The sequence below is a fragment of the Pseudomonas sp. NPDC089569 genome, from assembly GCF_050280625.1.
Classification (GTDB): domain Bacteria; phylum Pseudomonadota; class Gammaproteobacteria; order Pseudomonadales; family Pseudomonadaceae; genus Aquipseudomonas.
Genome location: NZ_JBNNVQ010000107.1, coordinates 1 through 18,512 on the forward strand (window position 1 = coordinate 1; position 18,512 = coordinate 18,512).

General features: G+C 60.6%; 14 protein-coding genes and 1 pseudogene. 4 read left to right on the forward strand and 11 right to left on the reverse strand.

The genetic code is table 11. The annotated features are described in order from the left end of the window. From ACQKP2_RS27055 to hutC, 3 genes are all read right to left on the reverse strand, one after another. A partial coding sequence (locus tag ACQKP2_RS27055; protein ID WP_427581033.1) for a hypothetical protein occupies positions 1-119 on the reverse strand: 119 nt, incomplete at its 3' end. A gap of 473 nt (positions 120-592) precedes the next feature. After that, a complete protein-coding gene (locus ACQKP2_RS27060) occupies positions 593-1,162 on the reverse strand; it encodes a HutD/Ves family protein (protein ID WP_427581016.1) in 570 nt (189 codons plus the stop codon). Between the two features lie 22 nt (positions 1,163-1,184). Beyond that, positions 1,185-1,895, reverse strand: a complete 711-nt coding sequence (gene hutC / locus ACQKP2_RS27065) for a histidine utilization repressor (protein WP_427581035.1) — start codon at positions 1,893-1,895, stop codon at positions 1,185-1,187. A gap of 146 nt (positions 1,896-2,041) precedes the next feature. Here hutC and ACQKP2_RS27070 point away from each other — a divergent pair, with 146 nt between their 5' ends. After that, a complete protein-coding gene (locus tag ACQKP2_RS27070) occupies positions 2,042-3,406 on the forward strand; it encodes a formimidoylglutamate deiminase (protein WP_427581018.1) in 1,365 nt (454 codons plus the stop codon). A gap of 137 nt (positions 3,407-3,543) precedes the next feature. On the opposite strand, the gene ACQKP2_RS27075 is transcribed toward ACQKP2_RS27070, so the two are convergent. Continuing rightward, positions 3,544-4,113, reverse strand: coding sequence for a lipocalin family protein (locus ACQKP2_RS27075; RefSeq protein ID WP_427581020.1), 570 nt, complete (start codon positions 4,111-4,113; stop codon positions 3,544-3,546). Between the two features lie 31 nt (positions 4,114-4,144). Next, positions 4,145-4,399 carry a hypothetical protein gene (locus tag ACQKP2_RS27080; RefSeq protein ID WP_427581022.1) on the reverse strand — a complete coding sequence of 85 codons (255 nt, stop codon included), beginning with the start codon at positions 4,397-4,399 and terminating at the stop codon, positions 4,145-4,147. Positions 4,400-4,692: 293 nt separating this feature from the next. On the opposite strand from ACQKP2_RS27080, the pseudogene ACQKP2_RS27085 reads away from it, so the two are divergent. After that, positions 4,693-5,715: pseudogene (locus ACQKP2_RS27085) on the forward strand (HAMP domain-containing protein); the annotation flags it as partial. A gap of 93 nt (positions 5,716-5,808) precedes the next feature. Further along, positions 5,809-6,573: a methyl-accepting chemotaxis protein gene (locus tag ACQKP2_RS27090; protein ID WP_427581037.1), complete on the forward strand. Its 765-nt coding sequence runs from the start codon at positions 5,809-5,811 to the stop codon at positions 6,571-6,573. A 109-nt stretch (positions 6,574-6,682) separates the two neighbouring features. Here ACQKP2_RS27090 and ACQKP2_RS27095 read toward each other — a convergent pair whose 3' ends face one another. The 5 genes from ACQKP2_RS27095 to ACQKP2_RS27115 all read right to left on the reverse strand — a co-directional run bounded on the left by ACQKP2_RS27095 (position 6,683) and on the right by ACQKP2_RS27115 (position 15,768). Further along, positions 6,683-7,285: a DUF924 family protein gene (locus tag ACQKP2_RS27095; protein ID WP_427581023.1), complete on the reverse strand. Its 603-nt coding sequence runs from the start codon at positions 7,283-7,285 to the stop codon at positions 6,683-6,685. Between the two features lie 3 nt (positions 7,286-7,288). Continuing rightward, positions 7,289-8,299 (reverse strand): class 1 fructose-bisphosphatase, encoded by a 1,011-nt coding sequence (locus tag ACQKP2_RS27100; RefSeq protein ID WP_427581024.1) that lies wholly within the window; start codon positions 8,297-8,299, stop codon positions 7,289-7,291. Between the two features lie 227 nt (positions 8,300-8,526). Further along, positions 8,527-9,897, reverse strand: coding sequence for a DUF3999 domain-containing protein (locus tag ACQKP2_RS27105; protein WP_427581026.1), 1,371 nt, complete (start codon positions 9,895-9,897; stop codon positions 8,527-8,529). Further along, entirely contained in the window at positions 9,894-13,094 is a 3,201-nt protein-coding gene (locus tag ACQKP2_RS27110) for a DUF2339 domain-containing protein (protein WP_427581028.1), read from the reverse strand. The genes ACQKP2_RS27105 and ACQKP2_RS27110 overlap by 4 nt, the downstream gene beginning before the upstream one ends. 223 nt (positions 13,095-13,317) lie before the next feature. Further along, a complete protein-coding gene (locus ACQKP2_RS27115) occupies positions 13,318-15,768 on the reverse strand; it encodes a glycogen/starch/alpha-glucan phosphorylase (protein ID WP_427581030.1) in 2,451 nt (816 codons plus the stop codon). Positions 15,769-16,023: 255 nt separating this feature from the next. Here ACQKP2_RS27115 and ACQKP2_RS27120 point away from each other — a divergent pair, with 255 nt between their 5' ends. Then, on the forward strand, positions 16,024-16,461 hold the full coding sequence (locus tag ACQKP2_RS27120) for a YkgJ family cysteine cluster protein (protein ID WP_427581031.1): 438 nt from the start codon (positions 16,024-16,026) through the stop codon (positions 16,459-16,461). A 202-nt stretch (positions 16,462-16,663) separates the two neighbouring features. On the opposite strand, the gene typA is transcribed toward ACQKP2_RS27120, so the two are convergent. Continuing rightward, positions 16,664-18,478, reverse strand: a complete 1,815-nt coding sequence (typA, locus tag ACQKP2_RS27125) for a translational GTPase TypA (RefSeq protein ID WP_427581039.1) — start codon at positions 18,476-18,478, stop codon at positions 16,664-16,666. Between the last annotated feature and the right edge of the window lie 34 nt (positions 18,479-18,512).

The following is an 18,512-nucleotide window of genomic DNA, read 5'->3' on the forward strand; positions in this document are numbered from 1 at the left end:
GGGTCGAGGTTGTTCATCAGCATGCGCAGCGGCGCTTCGGTCAGCCAGCTCTTGGCGGTCAGCTTGTTACCGCGGGCAGCGCGGATTTCAACGTCACGGAACTTAGTAGGCTTTGTCACGAAAAGAACTCCTCAGCAATCAATCCAAACCAACCCAGGCAGTGGGCGAGCAAGCCAATGGGCATCAGATGCACACCAGCGAATCTGTGGACGATGGTTGAGTCCTCGTGACTCATACACATACGTCTTTACTTGTACATACAAGCATATGCAATCAAGCGGCCAACTTGTTGGATGGGCATTCAAGAAAAATCACGGACAGGGCTGTAGAGCGCCTGGATCAAGGCCTCTGGCAAAGATGAAATATTTCCGGGGGAGATTTGTGAGGAGGTACGGATTGTTACTTGAGCGGGGCTTTGCGCCAGCTTGGGGCGTTCGGTAACAAAGTGGTGCGCGAAGGGAAACGATCTTCTGTGGGAGCGAGCCTGCTCGCGATGATCTTGAGAACACCGCGGCGCGTCAGGATTCCATCGTCATCGTTGACGACCATCGCGAGCAGGCTCGCTCCTACAGGTACAGGGATAGGTATTGGATCAGCGTGCAGTCAGCTCGATGACGCAGCAGGCGCCAGTGCTGGAAACCTCCAGCAAACCGTCGTTACCGGTGAGTTGCAGGCAGTCATGCCGTGCAAGTTGCGAAGCGGTGTTACCGACCTTCACTGTCAGCGCGTCAGTGACACTGAATACCAGCACGGTGCCAGCCTCGCTGAAAAACCGTTGCTCGCCATCCAGCCATTGCAGCCGTGCGCTGTAGCGCTGCGGTGCATAGATCAGGTTGAAATCGCGGATCGGACCGCCCAGCAGGGTGCAGGACACCTGGCTTTCGCCACTGAAGGCAAACGGATCGATGGGTAACAACGGCCGTGTAACCTGACCGTCTACCGACAAGGTCATGCCGTCGCCTTGCAACACGGTGATGATCCGCTCGTAACCGGCAAAGGTGGAAAAACCGCCCGACTCGCCGATGTCGGCAATTGACAGGCGCCAGCCAAAGCCATCCAGGCCGGTGCCGGCGTCGCGGGTGATTTCTTCGGTGCTGCCGCCGCCGTTTTTCCACGGCATGCGCGGGTAATCGACTGCGCGTAAAACTTTCAGACTGCTCATTTGTACTCTCTACTGACGCTGTCTATTTGTGGAAACGGCCTTCCAGGCTATGACGCGAACCCGGATGAATCAGGCGAGCCGCCGTCACTGGCTGACGACCGGACCAGGTGCGCCGGCGAATCAACAGGCACGGCTCGCCCTTTTCGATCTGCAGCAACTTGCATTCGGATGGCTCGGCCAGAATCGCCTCGACCACGTGCTCGCCTTCGGTCAGCGGCGCAACCTGGTTCAGATAGGCATAAGGCGTTTGCAGGGTGAAATCCTGCTTGAGGTATTCCGGCGCGACCAGCGCGTTGACGAAACGGTCTTCGATCTGCACCGGAATGTCGTTCTCGAAGTGCACGATCAGCGAGTGGAAAACCTTCTGGCCTTCACGCATGTCCAGCGCCAGGGCACGCTCGGACCCGGCCGCCTCTTCTTCGAGGGTGATGACCTTGCAGGTGTGGCGATGACCGCGAGAGGCAATTTCGTCGGCAATGTTGTGCACTTCAAACAGGGCTGACTGGCTTTTCGGCTCGGCGACGAACGTTCCGACACCTTGCATGCGCACCAACAGACCGTCGGCGGTCATCTCGCGCAGGGCGCGGTTGATGGTCATGCGGCTGAAGCCCAACTGGCTGACCAGCTCGCTTTCCGACGGAACGCGGTAGTGCGGCGGCCAGTTACCACTGTCGATTTGCTGGGTGATCATTTGTTTGACGCGGGCGTACAAGGGCGCCGGACTGTCGCCCATGTTCGCGGCCAACGGAGAGACTGGAGGCGGAGTCGGCACGGTGGTTCCTTGTTCGTTGAAGAGAGATTGATAGCTTGCCGGAGTTTACCGGGCAGGCAAACGTCTGTATATGTATATACAAATAACACACGATGGGGTGCTTAACCATGTCCGCCTTCTTTGCCGAACGCGCGCTGCTGCCTAGTGGATGGGCCAACAATGTACGACTGGAGGTCAACGCCGATGGCGTATTGACCCATATTCAGGCCGATTCCCATGCAGATGGCGCCGAACGGTTGAGCGGTCCGCTGCTGCCGGGTATGCCGAATCTGCACTCTCACGCCTTCCAGCGGGCAATGGCCGGGCTGGCGGAAGTGGCGGGCAATCCCAATGACAGTTTCTGGACCTGGCGCGACCTGATGTATCGCCTCGTCGGAAAAATCAGCCCCGAACAGCTCGGCGTCATCGCCCGTCAGCTGTACATCGAAATGCTCAAGGCCGGTTACACCTCGGTCGCCGAATTTCACTACGTGCATCACGACAACAACGGCCAGCCTTACGCCGACCCGGCCGAACTTGCCTTGCGCATCAGCCAGGCCGCCCGCTCCGCCGGTATCGGCCTGACCTTGCTGCCCGTGCTCTACAGCCACTCCGGTTTCGGCGGCCAGACCCCGAACGAAGGTCAGCGCCGTTTTATCAACAGCACCGAAAACTACCTCAAACTGCAATCACGCCTGCAACCGGTCCTGGCGCAGCAACCGGCGCAGTCCCTGGGCCTGTGCTTCCACTCGCTGCGCGCCGTGACGCCGCAGCAGATCAGCGAAGTCCTGGCGGCGAGCGACAAGCAATGCCCCGTGCATATCCACATTGCCGAACAGCAGAAGGAAGTCGATGACTGCCTGACCTGGAGCGGCCGCCGTCCGCTGCAATGGCTGTACGAAAACGTCGAGGTCGATCAGCGCTGGTGCCTGGTCCATGCCACGCATGCCAACCCGGAAGAAGTCACGCTGATGGCCAAAAGCCGCGCCATCGCCGGCCTGTGCCTGACCACCGAAGCCAACCTCGGCGACGGGATTTTCCCGGCCGTGGACTTCCTCGCCCAAGGCGGGCGCATGGGTATCGGTTCCGACAGCCATGTGTCATTGAGCGTGGTGGAAGAACTGCGCTGGCTGGAATACGGCCAGCGCCTGCGTGATCAACGACGCAATCGCCTGTATGGCGCGGATCAGCCAATGGTCGGCCGCACGCTCTACGACGCGGCACTGGACGGCGGCGCCGAGGCACTGGGGCAGCCGATTGGCGCGCTGGAAGTCGGCAAGCGCGCCGACTGGATGGTGCTCGATGGCAACGACCCGTACCTGGCCACGGCCAGCGGCGACGGCATTCTGAACCGTTGGCTGTTTGCCGGTGGCGATCGCCAGGTTAGGGATGTACTGGTCAATGGCCAGTGGGTCGTGCGTGGCGGTCGACATGCCGACGAAGAAGAAAGCAATCGCGCCTTTACCCAGGTCCTGCGCGACCTCCTCGGCTGATACAGCAAAAGATCGTTCCCATGCTCTGCGTGGGAACGCCTCCTGTGACGCTCCGCGTCACGCCTTTGGGACGCGGAGCGTCCCGGGCTGCATTCCCACGCGGAGCGTGGGAACGATCAACAGGGGGGGAGTTACGCTCAGTCCGAGGTCTTGGCCATCTGCGTATCCGACGCCCGCCAGATCAAGCGCGTAGTGTCGTAACCCTGCTGGCGCGCCTTGCTCAACAAGTCTTCACGCACGACACCGTTGACGGTCGGGGTGCGCGACAGCAGCCACAGGTAGCGGCGACTCGGGTCACCGACGATGGCGGTCTTGTAGTCATCGCTGACATACAACACCCAGTACTCACCTTTGGCCGTGCCCGGAATCAGACGGGAAAACCAGGTATCGAACTCGACCCACAATTTGTCGGTCTTGCCCGGCACCTGTGGATAAGCCGTGCCCTTGACCTCTTCCCATTGCCACTGTGCCGTCAGGCAGCGGTTCAACACAGCCAGATTGCCGTCAGGCTTGAGCGTGTAGTGAGCTTCGGATTGCGCACAATCGCGCTGGAAGTACATGGGGAGACGGGCCAGCTCATACCAGGTGCCCTGGTAACGCTTGAGGTTGACGCTGTTGGCGGTTTTGGGCGCCAACGGGTCCTGGCCAGGCGTGGCGCAGCCAGCCAACACCAGGCCGGCAAAAAGGATGATCAATAACCGCTTCATTATTTTTCTCCCGCGGGCGCATGGCCCCGGTTTACTTCAGGCCTTGGCCGGAAAACATCAGCACTTTGTCACCGGCATACTGCACGCTGATAAAGCTGTTCTTGTCACCCCAGGTACAGCTGGACATACCGAGCGCTCCTGCACAATCGGCGGGTTTACCCAACAGGGTTTCAACCTCGGCCTTGCTCATGCCGGAAGATAGTTTCGAGTAGTTTTCCTGATTGACCTTGCTGCACGCGGCCAACAGCACGCAGAACGAAAGCAGGGCGATGGAACGCAGCGACATGGTGTAACTCCGGGGGTGAAGGGATTGGCATGGCTGCCAAGCTGATCCTTAGAAGTGAAAACCCCCGCGTGGTTCCGTGGGTACAAGGCTATTTGTCAGGCCGCTCGTCTGTCCTTTGCGTGAAAATCATTCGCTTTCCCTATCTCCCAGGTATTTCGTCGGTTTTTGCCAAATTCGCCTAATCTTTGGCGCCAGCCTGTCGACATAGGTGCAGCGCAAAGCCACGCCCGTGGGATTTGCCGCCCAATTTTGTCGACCAGCCCCTCTGCGGTAGTTTCCCCATGACCAGAAACATGAAATTCAGCCACAAGATCCTGCTGGCTGCCGCCCTCGTGGTGGTCGTCGCATTCGCTTGTTTCATCCTGTTCAACGACTATCGCCAGCGCCAGACGCTACGCAGCAGCACCGAAGCTTCGATGCAGGAACTCGGCAGCCTGACCACCAGCAACATCCAGACCTGGCTGGAAAGCCGCATGCAATTGCTGCAGTCGATGGCCCAGCAGGTCAGCGCCGACGGCAGTGCGCCGGCCAGCCTCAAACGCATCATCGACCTGCCCGCCTACACCGGTAACTTCCAGCTCAGCTACTTCGGCGGCGCCGACGGCGTGATGTTCTCGATCCCGGCGGGTAACCGTGCGGCGGACTACGACCCTCGCGCCCGTGGCTGGTACAAGGCCGCCAACAGCGCCCAGCAGACCATCGTCACCGAACCCTACATCGCGGCATCCTCGGGCAAACTGGTGATCACGGTGGCGACCCCGGTGCAACACCAGGGCCAGATGATCGGCGTTGCCGGTGCCGACATTGACCTGTCCAACGTCAGCGCGATCATCAACTCGCTGAACTTCGGCGGTCACGGCCATGCCTTCATTGTCAGTGCCGACGGCAAAATCCTGATCCACCCGGACAGCAAACTGGTGCTCAAGAACCTGACCGACGCCTACCCTAACGGCGCGCCGAAAGTCAGCCCGGGCATGAAGGAAGTCGAAATCGACGGCAAGCGCCAGTTCGTCTCCTTCACCCAGGTCAACGGCGTGCCCTCGGCCAATTGGTATGTGGCGCTGGTGCTCGACCAGGACACCGCGTTCTCCATGCTCAGTGAGTTCCGCACCTCGGCAATCATTGCCATGGTGATCGCCGTGGTCATCATCATCGCGTTGCTGGGCATGCTGATCAGCTTCCTGATGCAGCCGCTGCTGACCATGGGCCGCGCCATGCACGACATCGCCGAAGGCGAAGGTGACCTGACCAAGCGCCTGACCATTCACGGTCATGACGAGTTCGGCGCATTGGGACTGTCGTTCAACCGCTTCGTGGAACGTATTCACAGCTCCATCCGTGAAGTGTCCTCGGCGACCGGCCAGGTCAACGAGGTGGCGCTGCGCGTGGTAGCGGCTTCCAACTCCTCGATGTTCAACTCCGACCAGCAGGCCTCGCGCACCAGCAGCGTGGCCGCGGCGATCAACCAGCTCGGCGCCGCCGCCCAGGAAATCGCCCAGAACGCCGCCCTCGCCTCCCAGCACTCCAGCGACGCCCGCTCACTGGCCGAAGACGGCCAGCAGGTTGTGGATAAAACCATCGCGGCGATGCAACAGCTGTCGGCGAAGATCAGCGACTCGTGCGGCAACATCGAGACGCTCAACAGCAACACCGTCAACATCGGGCAGATCCTGGAAGTGATTACCAGCATCTCCCAGCAGACCAACCTGCTGGCCCTCAACGCGGCCATCGAAGCGGCACGCGCCGGTGAAGCCGGCCGAGGTTTCGCGGTGGTGGCCGATGAAGTACGCAACCTGGCGCACCGCACCCAGGATTCGGCGCAGCAAGTGCAAACGATGATTGAAGAACTGCAGGTCGGCGCGCGGGCCGCGGTAGGCATCATGACCGACAGCCAGCGCCAGAGCGAAAGCAGCGTCGGCATCGCCAACCAGGCCGGTGAGCGCCTGGGCAGCGTGACCCAGCGCATCGGCGAAATCGACGGCATGAACCAGTCGGTGGCCACGGCGACCGAGGAACAGACGGCCGTGGTGGAGTCGATCAATGTCGACATTACCGAGATCAATACACTGAACCAGGAAGGCGTGGAGAACCTGCAGGCGACGTTGCGTGCGTGCTCGGATCTGGAGCAGCAGGCGGCGCGGTTGAAGCATCTGGTGGGCAGCTTCAGGATCTGAGGCAGCCCCGTTCGCGGGCAAGCCTCGCTCCTACAATGGATCGGTGAACGACACCACCCCTTGTGGGAGCGAGCCTGCTCGCGATGAGGCCGTCAATGGCTGTGAAGATTTAGAACCTGGAACCAGGCTTCGACAGAAACACCAATTCCTCGGCTGTACTCTCCCGCCCCAACACCGCATTGCGATGCGGAAACCGCCCAAACTGCGCAATCACCTTCTGATGCCGTTCGGCGAAGTCCAGATAATCGGCAAACAGGCTCCGATCCTCTTGCGGTAGCTGTGCGATCAACGCGATGTAGCGCGAGACACCCTCGTTCTGCACCGCCAGATTCTCGCAATGCTCGAACACCAGGTAGATGAACACTCTTTGAATCGGCTGCAACTGCCGGTCGAAATCCGCGGCAATGCCTTGCGCCACCAGCGCCTGAGCCCTGATGTCGCCGGAAAAAGCCTTGGGTGAATCGCGAAAGATCATTCGCGGCAGTTGATCGAGCAACAGCACCAGCGCCAGCCAACCTTCGGGGCATTGCGCCCACTCGGTCAATTCGCCGGCCAGTGCCTGGTCGACCCGGTCCCCGAAACGCTCACGCGCTTCGAGGTCCTGGCTGTCACGCTTGCCGAACCATAACTTGCCCTTGTCGGCCGCCACCGCTCTGGAGGTTTGGGCTGTACCGAACCACCACTCAAGCAACGGCTGCCAGGGCGCGTTCATGGTTTATTCCTTGTGGTAGGCCGTGGCGCGTTCGACTTCCTGCTTGGAGCCCAGGAACACCGCCACGCGCTGGTGCAGGCCTTCAGGCTTGATGTCGAGGATGCGCTGGTGACCGTCGGTGGAAGCGCCGCCCGCCTGCTCCACGAGGAACGACATCGGGTTGGCTTCGTACATCAGGCGCAGTTTGCCCGGCTTGGACGGTTCACGGCTGTCGCGTGGGTACATGAACAGGCCGCCACGGGTCAGGATGCGGTGCACGTCCGCGACCATCGAGGCAATCCAGCGCATGTTGTAGTTCTTTTTCAGCGGACCGGTCTCACCTTCCAGCAACTCGCCGACGTAGCGCTGCACCGGAGCTTCCCAGTGACGCTGGTTGGACATGTTGATGGCGAATTCCTGGGTGGTTTCAGGAATGGTGATGTTTTCGTGGGTCAGGACAAAGCTGCCCATTTCACGGTCCAGGGTGAAGCCCTTGACGCCGTCGCCCAGGGTCAGGATCAGCATGGTCTGCGGACCATAGATCGCGTAACCGGCCGCCACTTGCTGGGTGCCTGGCTGCAGGAAGGCTTTTTCGTTCAGGGTTTCGTTCTGGCTCAGGTACTCGTTCGGGCAACGCAGTACCGAGAAGATGGTGCCAACCGAAACGTTGACGTCGATGTTCGACGAACCGTCCAGCGGGTCGAATACCAGCAGGTAGGCGCCTTTGGGGTATTTGCCTGGAATCTGGTAGGCGTTGTCCATCTCTTCGGACGCCATGCCGGCCAGGTGGCCGCCCCATTCGTTGGCTTCGAGCAGGATCTCGTTGGACAGTACGTCGAGCTTCTTCTGCACTTCGCCTTGCACGTTTTCAGTGCCCATGCTGCCCAGAACACCGCCCAGGGCGCCTTTGGAAACGGCGTGGCTGATTTCCTTGCAAGCACGCGCCACCACTTCGATCAGGAAGCGCAGATCGGCAGGAGTGTTGTTGCTGCGGGTCTGCTCAATCAAATAGCGACTCAAGGTAACGCGGGACATGGATGGCTCCGGAGGAATGGGGGTATGAAAAACCCGCGCAGTTTAACGCGAGTCGGGGCGCATTTCCTCCTATCAGACGCGATCGACCGAAGAGAGTTCATGCGCGGGGTTCAGCGTAGTTGGAAATGGGCTTTTTTACCGACCGATAGATCGCATCGCGAGCAGGCTCGCTCCCACATCGGACGGTGCATACCTGTGGGAGCGAGCCTGCTCGCGATAGCGGTCTGTCAGGGTTTGACCGGCGGTTTTCGCAGCAGGTTGAAAGCCATTGCCGCCAGGAATGCAACGGCCAATAACAATACCGACCACAAACCGATTTTCTTCCAGTCCGTGCCTGTCACAGCCTGCACCGGCGCAGCCGTCGATGTGCTCACTGCGCCGCCATCGACCGCCGCGGTGCCCAATGTCGCCACCTTCGCCGCGCTGTAATCCGGAATCAGCGTCGACAACGGCAAATTCGCGGCCTTGGCTGTGGCGTTGCCCAGCGCCAGCACATAGGGACCTGGGCCACGGGCGAGGAACACCAATTGCGTGGCGCGTACGGCAAACTTGAGCGTTGGCGCTTGCTCACCCAGGCCGCCACCGCGTTCGTCCACGATCAACTTCAGCTGTTGCACCCGTTGCCCCGACAGCTGCAGTTCGTTTTGCACCACGTCCTGGCCGTTCTGGGTCAGTCGATAGAGCAAACCGTTGCTCAGTGGCTGCCACGGCAGACTGCTATCCCGACGCCCGGACAAGGCGACAGGTGCAAGACTGTTGGGCTGATCCATTGCGATCTGGACACGTTCGACGTCCAGCCCCATGGGTAACTGCCAGGTGTATTCTCCGGCCCTGGTCGTGCTGCCCGCCAGGGCTTGCGACCAGACCAACGGCGCCGGCAGGCTCCTTGGGCTTGCACTTTGCAATTGTGCCGCCGTCAGAATCGGCGCCGAGTGCGGCGTGCTCCACAGCAATCGCAGATAGCGCGCCGTCTGCCCCGGCAGTCCCACCTCATGTTGCTCGACCCGCTCGTCGGCAAGGGCCAGGCGCGCCACTTGTCCTTCCCCCCATGACTGCCAATGCTGCAGATCATCGCTGGCCTCGATGCTGAAGCGCTGAAAGCCATCGCGCTCACTGGTCCAGTCGATCATCAACTGCTGCAATGGCGCCTTGATGCCGCTGGCATCGAGCAGCCAGCCACGCAACTCTTCTTCGCCAGCTTCCAGCTGGCTGGAAGGCTGCACCTGCACCAACGTGCCGTTGGCGCTCGATTGCACGCGAACGCTGGGCGCCCGCTCGGTGTCGTCGGCCGAGTTGTACAACGGGAACCATTTGACGTCGGTCATGGTGCGATTGTCTTCAGCCGGGGCAACTTCCCGGGCCAGGGCGTAAGCCTGAACATCACCGACAGCGTTGAACACGCGCACATCACTCAAGTCGGTCTGCCGTGCATTCAGTTGCACCGCCAGCGGCAATTCGAGCCGATACCACGGCCCCTCACCACTGAGGTGCAGGGTCATCTGCGTGGCGAAATCAGCCGGTTTTTCCGCTGCGCCGGCCATCAACGCCATCCCCATTGCCACGGCACCTAACCAACTGCGCTTAAGTTTCTGACTCAAGACGACACTCCTTCGCTTTCCGGGGCCGGTTTATCCGCTTGCGGCCCGGGCTCGACACGTTTTGGCGGCAACGGGGCGAAATAACCGACCACCAGCAACAGCACGCCTACGCCAATGAACGACACGATCCGCGCCAGCCCACCACGGTTACTCAACTCGACAAAGAACAGCTTGGCGACCACTACACCGATCAGCGCCGCCCCGATCAGCCAGACTTCGCGACGCCGGCGCAGGTGGCCGCCGATCATCAGCCCAAGGGCCATCAGCGTCCAGACGATAGACAAGCCGGCCTGCACGCGCATGGATTCAAGCAGCAAATCGAGTTCGAAGGGCACATTTGCCCAATGGTGCGCCGTGCGCATGACCATTGCAGTGAAGAACGCAAACAGCGAGACACCCGCCAGCACTTGCGTGGCGTATGCCGCGTGCTCCCGGCGGATAGCCAGTTGCGTCAACGCGCTGCGCGACCAGACGTAAACACCGAACAAGGCGAACAGCAGGCCCAGCTCCAATGGATTGACCAGCGGCACATACGGCAACGGTTCGGCGGTGCCGTCGCTGACGCTATTGGCCAGCCAGAACCACCCAAGCATCAGTACTGCCAGCGGTGCTGCGGCGAACACACGGTATTCGCGCGAATAATCCGATAGAGGCCACGGCCAGGTTCGCGGTGATGCCATCAGCACCAGATACAGGCTCGGCAAAATCGCCCAGCCGAGCCAGCGCCAGGCGTTGTACTGTTCCGACAGCAACAGCAAACCGTAACGCAACTCCAGCGCCAGCACACCGATCAACAGCCAGCAACCCAGCACATGGGCACAGCTCAAGGCCCACGCCGGCAGCATCGGCGCCAGACGCCTTACCGAGATGAAATGCACCGTGAACACCGTGAGCCACGCCAGCCAGCCCCAATCAGCTGCCGGGTGAAAGCGCGAATGCCAGGCTGCGATCAATACCAGCCCGGCCGCCGGGATGAGCAGCGTACAGAGCAACCCCAGGGCCGGCCATTTCAGGCGCAGCGCCAGCGTTGCCCACAGCCCGACACTCAGAGCCGCCGCTGCGAGCAACAACGTCGCCTGCAGGTGCGACGGCGCAAAGCGCAGCACTTCGCTGACCCATGCCAGCGCCCACCAACCTGCACCCCATACCAACAATGCCTGGGACAGCCGTTGCAGAGTCAGCCCGTTCAGCGCCCCGGCAGCGTTGCCATGTTGCAAACGCCAGGCCCCGAACAAACCCGCGACACCGAGCACCATCGGCGCCCAGAAATCGCCATGGACCAATGGACGCAAACCCTCGTTCGGTAATGGGGCGGCCAGCAGGAACAACACACCACCCAGCCACTGCACGGCGATTGCGGTGAACAAAAACGTCCGCGATGGCAGACGCAAGCCTGCCAACAAAGTGACCAGCCCAGCCAATGCCCAACTGATCGCCGTGCCATGGGCGAAGAAAAACAACGGTGCCAGCAGATAGAGGAACGACAAGCCGAGACAGGCCAGCACCGGCAGGCCTTTGCGCTCCCACGCAGCTATTTTCCCGGGTAAAGCCTTGTGCAACTGAAAGAAACTGAACAGCAGCGCAACACCCAACATCAGCGCCCCCAATGGCGCCCCGTCGAGCAGGCTGCCTTGGCCATCGCTCAGCTCACTGAAGAAGGTCAGCGCCGCCCCCAGTTGCAACAGCAAGGCGAAGGCACGGGCCAACGGTCGACGCTGACGCAGCCCCAGCCAAAGAATCCCCGCGCCTTCCACGGCCCATGCGGCAGTGGTCCAGCGCGCATCGAGCCCCAGGGGAATCGCCAGGCTGGTGAAGATCACGCCCAGGGCCAGGCAGGTTTCTGCCAGCAGCAACGTACGACCGGCGTAGAGCAATCGGGCCAGCCCGATGTAGATGATGCCCAGTGCCAGGGCACTCAACGCGACGGCAAACTCCAGATGCTGCACCAATGCGAACTGCAAACCAAAACCGGCCAGCGGCGGACCGAACAACAACGTGCCATCGACGTAATCACCCTTGTGCGCCGACCAACGCAACATCGCCTCTCGATTGCCATCCTCGGGTGCATCGCCCATCTCCGACAGCTTGCGTCGGGCGAACAGCAGGCCGATGGCCAGGTACATCAAAAAGAACAGAATCAGGAACGGCTCGGTACTCCACAACAGTTGCGGCGTGTAGGAGCGTGCGCCCCAGGCGAAACCGATACCGAAAGTGCCGACAAAACCAATCACGTTCAGCAAACGCCAGGCCTTGAACCAGGCGATGGCGAGGATGCCGGCGTTGAGCAAGGCGAAATAGCTGAACAACGCAACATGGCTACCGGCTCCGGTGGAAGCCAGAAGGGGTGCCGCGAACCCGCCCAACGCCGCGGCAGCAGCCAGACCCAAGGCATTCTGGGTGATGGCCAGAATCGCCGAAAACACCGTCACCGCAACCAGCAGCCCAAACGCCAGGGAGGGATCGATAAGCGGGTGCAAACGCATGGCTGCAAACACCGTCAGGTACAGCACAGCGACCCCGGCGCCTTGCAGGATCAATGCGTAATTGTTGTTTCGCGTGCGCAGCCACCAACCGAGGCCCAGCAGACCGAGCGCCGCCGCCGCGACACCGGCGTAGCGCAACTCGATCGGCACCACCATGCCTTCAGTGGCATAGCGCAGCAGAAAGGCCAGGCCGAGAAACAAGAGGACGACACCGACCCGCAACACCGTGTTGCCACCAAACAGCCAGGCCCGGGCACCGCTGATGGCGCGTTCGATCAAATTGGGTTCGCGGGGGGTGGCGGGTTGCTGAGGCGCCTGTGCACTCCAGGCATCGAAGTGCGTTGCTGCTTGGGCTTGGGCTTCGACGGCCACGGCGCTGACGGGCTCGGGGGGCAGTTCCCAGATCAGTTCGGGGGTTTCGACAGCGGGTTGCGCGACTTCGATGTCAGGGGTCAATACCGTTTCGCTGATAACGGGCTCGGAGGCGCTGACGCCGGAAGCTTCCAATAGCGCCAGCCGTTGCTCGACCCCATGCAGTGCAACCTGTGCCTGCTCGAGCAATACCCGTTGCTCGCCAGCCTGTGACGCCAGTTTTCCAATGCGGATGGCCTGGCCAATCACCAGGCCGAGCAGCGCGCCCAGCAGTGCCTCGCTGAATGACTCGTCGAGCAGCCAGCCCAGCACCAGGCCAATCAACATGAAAATCCATTGCATGTCCGATATCCCTAAGCAACCCCGACAAGGGGCGAACCCGGCAATTCTACCTTTGACCCAGTCTAGTGCGGATCAATAAAAACCTGTGGGAGCGAGCCCGCTCGCGATGAGGCCACATCATTCAACGTTGACGTTGAATGTCTGTCCGCCATCGCGAGCAGGCTCGCTCCCACAGTGACTTTCGATTTTCCGTTTGTACCGGGCTCCCGCCAGGCGTCTGATGTCAGCCCAACGCCTTCCAGATATCCGTGGCGTACTCGCCAATGGTCCGGTCCGACGAAAACCAGCCCATCCGCGCAGTGTTCAATACCGCTGAACGCCACCATTGCTGGGAGTCGTGCCAAAGGGCTTCGACACGCATTTGCGCGTCCCAGTAGGCATCGAAGTCGGCGCAAACCAGGAAGCGATCGTAATCGACCAGCGAGTCGATCAGCCCGCTGTACCGGGATGGATCATCCGGTGAGAACACGCCGCCACGAATCGCCTGCAACACGTCGTTGAGCCGATGGGAGGCAGCAATGTCGGGCACTGCACTGAACTCGTGATTCTGTTTACGTGCTTCAACCTGCTGGGCGGTGAGACCGAAAATGAACATGTGCTCGGCGCCGATGCGCTCGCACATTTCCACGTTGGCACCGTCCAGCGTGCCAATGGTCAGCGCGCCGTTGAGGCCGAACTTCATGTTGCTGGTGCCCGACGCCTCAAAACCGGCGGTGGAGATCTGCTCGGACAAATCCGCCGCCGGAATGATGCTCTCCGCCAGGCTGACGTTGTAGTTGGGCAGGAACACGACTTTGAGCAACCCGCGCACGGTCGGATCGTTATTGACCACCCGGGCGATGTCGTTGGTCAGCTTGATGATCAGCTTGGCCTGGTGATAACTGGCCGCCGCTTTACCGGCGAAGATCTTCACCCGCGGCACCCAGTCGATTTCAGGTTCCGCGCGGATGGCCTGATACAGCGCCACCGTGTGCATCAGGTTGAGCAACTGGCGTTTGTACTCGTGGATGCGCTTGACCTGTACGTCGAACATCGCCGCCGGATTGACCGCGATCCCCAAGCGTTCGTGAATCAGATAGGCCAGGGCCTTTTTATTGTGCAGGCGCTGCTCGGCAAAGGCCTTGCGAAACGAGGCCTTTTCGGCGAACGGTGCCAGGTCCTGCAAGCGTTCCTCGGGCTTGTCCAGCACCTCCGGTCCCAGTGCATCCACCAGCATGGAAGTGAGCTCCGAGTTGGCCTGGTACAGCCAGCGTCGGAAGGTAATGCCGTTGGTTTTGTTGTTGATCCGCTCCGGGTAGAGCTTGTGCAGTTCCGAAAACACGGTTTTGCGCATCAGTTGCGTATGCAGACCGGACACGCCGTTGACGCTGTGTGAACCGAGGAATGCCAGATTGCCCATGCGCACGCGGCGACCGTTGTCCTCCTCGATCAGCGACACCGCGCGAAGCACGTCGAAGTCATGGATGCCCTTGGCCCGCAGCGAGTCGATGTGCTGGGCATTGATCAGGTAAATGATCTGCATGTGCCGCGGCAACATGCGTTCCATCAAACCGACCGGCCAGGTTTCCAGCGCTTCAGGCAGCAACGTGTGGTTGGTGTACGACAGCGTGTCGACCGTGACCTGCCACGCGGCGTCCCACGCCACGTCATACACGTCGACCAATTGCCGCATCAGTTCGGCCACGGCAATCGAGGGGTGGGTGTCGTTGAGTTGAATCGCGGCGTGATCGCCCAGGGTCAACACCGAGGTGTGCATGTTGCGGTGGCGGCGCAGCAGATCCTGCAGGGATGCGGCGACGAAAAAGTATTCCTGGCGCAGACGCAGCTCCTGGCCGGCTTCGGTGCTGTCCGCCGGATACAGAACGCGAGAGATGCTTTCGGCCCGGGCCACCTCCGCCACCGCCCCCAGGTGATCGCCTGCGTTGAAGCGCTCCAGGTGCAAGTCTTCCATGGCCCGTGCGCGCCACAGACGCAAGGTATTCACGCTCGCGCCTCGCCAGCCGACCACGGGCGTGTCGTAGGCAATGGCCCGCACGGTTTCCGCCGGGTGCCAGACTTGTTTTGTCTTGCCTTCGCTATCGGTCACGGTCTCGACGCCACCACCGAAACCGATCGGGTACACCACTTCCGGCCGCTCGAACTCCCAGGGGTTGCCGAAATCCAGCCAGTGTTCGGTTTGCTCCTGCTGCCAACCGTCGACGATGGCCTGACGAAACAAACCGTGCTCATAGCGAATTCCGTAACCATGACCGGCAATGCCCAGCGTCGACATGCTTTCCATGAAACACGCCGCCAGTCGCCCCAGACCGCCGTTGCCCAATGCCGCATCGGGCTCCAGCAGGCGGATGCGTTCCAGGTCGACGCCCAGCTCGGTCAGCGCCTCGCGTGCCACGTCCAAAAGCCCCAGGTTGCTCAGGCTGTCGTAAAGCAACCGGCCGATGAGGAATTCCAGGGACAGGTAATAAACGCGTTTCTGACCCTTGCGATAAATCTGGCGCGTGTGGTCCATCCAGTGCTCGACCATATGATCACGCGCAGCCAGCGCAATGGCTTCGAACCAGTCATGGTCAAAGGCGTGATCCGGGTCTTTGCCCACCGCATAGGTGAGCTTGGTCAGGACGGCGTCGCGGAATGCGGCCACCTCTGCTTCACGAACAAGTGGTTCTTGAGTCATCGATAAGACCTCGAGCGAACTTTGAGTTGTCTGAGCCTAGACGGTCTGACAGACGGTAGAGGCTCCGGTTCGGCAGTTTTTCCCGTTGGTGCGAAATGGTTCGGCAATTCATTGTCGTGTGCATGAATCAATGCAGGGCGCGTGCCGAATTGGACACTCGATGGATGACAGGAAAAAATCTGGCGAAAGGTTGTTCAAAAATCCACCCGTCCCGGTATGATCGCGCGCCCTGATGCATATGCCTGGTAGTTCCCGATGATGAAGCCCACCCTGATTGCCGCTGCCGAGATCGACCGTCTCGAGACGTGGGCCAAATATTCGGCTCCGATGTGCGGTTCCTGTGTCTCCAGCTGCTGCACCCTGCCGGTCGAGGTCAAGATCAAGGACCTGGTGCGCATCGGCGTGGTCGACGAGTTCGAACTGGGCGAACCGCCTAAAAACATCGCCAAGCGCCTGCAAAAGGAAGGCCTGGTCGAGCGTTTCAACCAAAAGTCGGGCATCTTCACGCTCCAGCGCATGAGCAACAACGATTGCTACTACCTGGATCGTAAGAGCCGTCTGTGCACTATTTATGAAAAACGCCCGGACACCTGCCGCAATCACCCGAAAATTGGCCCGCGACCGGGGTATTGCGCGTACAAGCCCAAGGAAGTGGAGCGCGAGCGCAGTTCGCGCGGTATCGAGCGGTTCTGATTCCTGTGGTGGCTGAAGAGCCGCCATCGCTGGCAAGCCAGCTCCCACAGGGTCGAGTCGTACACAAAGGATATGCCCGACGCTAACCATGTGGGAGCTGGCTTGCCAGCGATGAGGCCCCCAACCTCACCACAAAAATCCCGGACAAACAAAAACGCCCCCGGCCTTTCGACCGGGGGCGTTTTCATTCAGCCTGGGCTAATTACGCCTTGGCTTTCTTGGCAGCACGGGTACGCTCGCCTTCGTCCAGGATCTTCTTGCGAAGACGGATGGACTTTGGAGTCACTTCGCACAGCTCGTCGTCCTGGATGAATTCCAGAGCCTGTTCCAGCGTGTGGCGAACTGGCGGAACCAGCGCGATGGTTTCGTCTTTACCCGAAGCACGCATGTTGTCGAGCTTCTTGCCCTTGGTAGGGTTGACACCCAGGTCGTTGTCACGGCTGTTCAGACCGATGATCTGACCGTTGTAGATCTCCTGGCCGTGCTCGACGAACAGCTTGCCGCGCGCCTGCAGGGTTTCCAGGGAGTAGGTCAGTGCCTTGCCGGTTTCCACCGATACCAGAACACCGTTCAGACGGCCGGACATTTGGCCGGACTTCATGGTGTCGTAGCGATCGAAGATCGAGGTCAGGATGCCTGCACCGTTGGTCAGGGTCAGGAACTGGTTACGGAAACCGATCAGACCGCGAGCCGGGATGTTGTACTCAAGGCGCACACGGCCCTTGCCATCCGGAGACATGTTGGTCAGGTCGCCTTTACGCAGGCCCATCTCTTCCATGACCTTGCCCTGGGATTCTTCAGGGATGTCGATGGTCACGTTTTCGAATGGTTCCTGCTTGGTGCCATTCACTTCGCGGATGATCACTTCTGGACGGCCTACGGCCATTTCGAAGCCTTCACGACGCATGGTTTCGATCAGAACCGACAGGTGCAGCTCACCACGACCGGAAACCTTGAACTTGTCGGCCGAGTCGCCTTCTTCAACTTTCAGGGCAACGTTGTACAGCAGTTCCTTGTCCAGACGCTCCTTGATGTTGCGGGAGGTCACGAACTTGCCTTCCTTGCCGCAGAACGGCGAGTCGTTGACCTGGAAGGTCATGGAAACGGTCGGCTCGTCTACGGTCAGAGGCTTCATCGCCTCGACGTTGTTCATGTCGCACAGGGTGTCGGAGATGAACAGCTCGTCGAAACCGCTGATGCAAACGATGTCGCCTGCTGCAGCTTCTTCAACGTCGATACGGTGCAGACCGTGGTGACCCATCAGCTTCAGGATACGGCCGTTGCGCTTCTTGCCTTCGGTGTCGATGGCGACGACCGGAGTGTTCGGCTTGACGCGACCACGGGCGATACGGCCAACACCGATCACACCCAGGAAGCTGTTGTAGTCCAGAGCGGAGATTTGCATCTGGAACGGACCGTCACGGTCAACTGCCGGCGCCGGTACGTTGTCGACGATCGACTGGTACAGCGGGGTCATGTCTTCAGCCATGTCGGTGTGGTCCAGACCGGCGATGCCGTTGAGGGCCGAGGCGTAGACGACTTTGAAGTCCAGCTGTTCGTCGGTGGCACCCAGGTTGTCGAACAGGTCGAAGATCTGGTCCAGAACCCAGTCAGGACGCGCGCCCGGACGGTCGACCTTGTTGATCACGACGATCGGCTTGAGGCCGGCTTCGAACGCCTTCTTGGTCACGAAACGGGTTTGCGGCATAGGACCGTCTTGAGCGTCGACCAGCAGCAGCACGGAGTCGACCATCGACATGACGCGCTCTACTTCGCCGCCGAAGTCGGCGTGGCCCGGGGTGTCCACGATGTTGATGTGGTAGCCGTTCCAGTTGATGGCGGTGTTTTTCGCCAGAATGGTAATGCCGCGCTCTTTTTCCTGGTCGTTGGAGTCCATCACGCGCTCGTCGTTGAGCTCGTTGCGCTCCAGGGTGCCGGATTGACGCAGCAGTTTGTCTCGCAGCCCTATGCGGCCGAAGGGGTGTTGCGTGCTTGTTGGCGGATGGTCTGGGCCGATGGCCGGGCTGGCACCGGCGAGCGTGAACTGATCG

What these genes read in the sequence shown, in the direction of transcription:
- ACQKP2_RS27110 (WP_427581028.1), bottom strand. Translation starts at nt 13,094, where the DNA reads ATGCAATGGATTTTCATGTTGATTGGCCTGGTGCTGGGCTGGCTGCTC.
- ACQKP2_RS27120 (WP_427581031.1), top strand. Translation starts at nt 16,024, where the DNA reads ATGATGAAGCCCACCCTGATTGCCGCTGCCGAGATCGACCGTCTCGAG.
- ACQKP2_RS27095 (WP_427581023.1), bottom strand. Translation starts at nt 7,285, where the DNA reads ATGAACGCGCCCTGGCAGCCGTTGCTTGAGTGGTGGTTCGGTACAGCC.
- ACQKP2_RS27060 (WP_427581016.1), bottom strand. Translation starts at nt 1,162, where the DNA reads ATGAGCAGTCTGAAAGTTTTACGCGCAGTCGATTACCCGCGCATGCCG.
- ACQKP2_RS27100 (WP_427581024.1), bottom strand. Translation starts at nt 8,299, where the DNA reads ATGTCCCGCGTTACCTTGAGTCGCTATTTGATTGAGCAGACCCGCAGC.
- ACQKP2_RS27075 (WP_427581020.1), bottom strand. Translation starts at nt 4,113, where the DNA reads ATGAAGCGGTTATTGATCATCCTTTTTGCCGGCCTGGTGTTGGCTGGC.
- ACQKP2_RS27115 (WP_427581030.1), bottom strand. Translation starts at nt 15,768, where the DNA reads ATGACTCAAGAACCACTTGTTCGTGAAGCAGAGGTGGCCGCATTCCGC.
- ACQKP2_RS27080 (WP_427581022.1), bottom strand. Translation starts at nt 4,399, where the DNA reads ATGTCGCTGCGTTCCATCGCCCTGCTTTCGTTCTGCGTGCTGTTGGCC.
- hutC (WP_427581035.1), bottom strand. Translation starts at nt 1,895, where the DNA reads ATGGGCGACAGTCCGGCGCCCTTGTACGCCCGCGTCAAACAAATGATC.
- ACQKP2_RS27090 (WP_427581037.1), top strand. Translation starts at nt 5,809, where the DNA reads ATGTTCAACTCCGACCAGCAGGCCTCGCGCACCAGCAGCGTGGCCGCG.
- ACQKP2_RS27070 (WP_427581018.1), top strand. Translation starts at nt 2,042, where the DNA reads ATGTCCGCCTTCTTTGCCGAACGCGCGCTGCTGCCTAGTGGATGGGCC.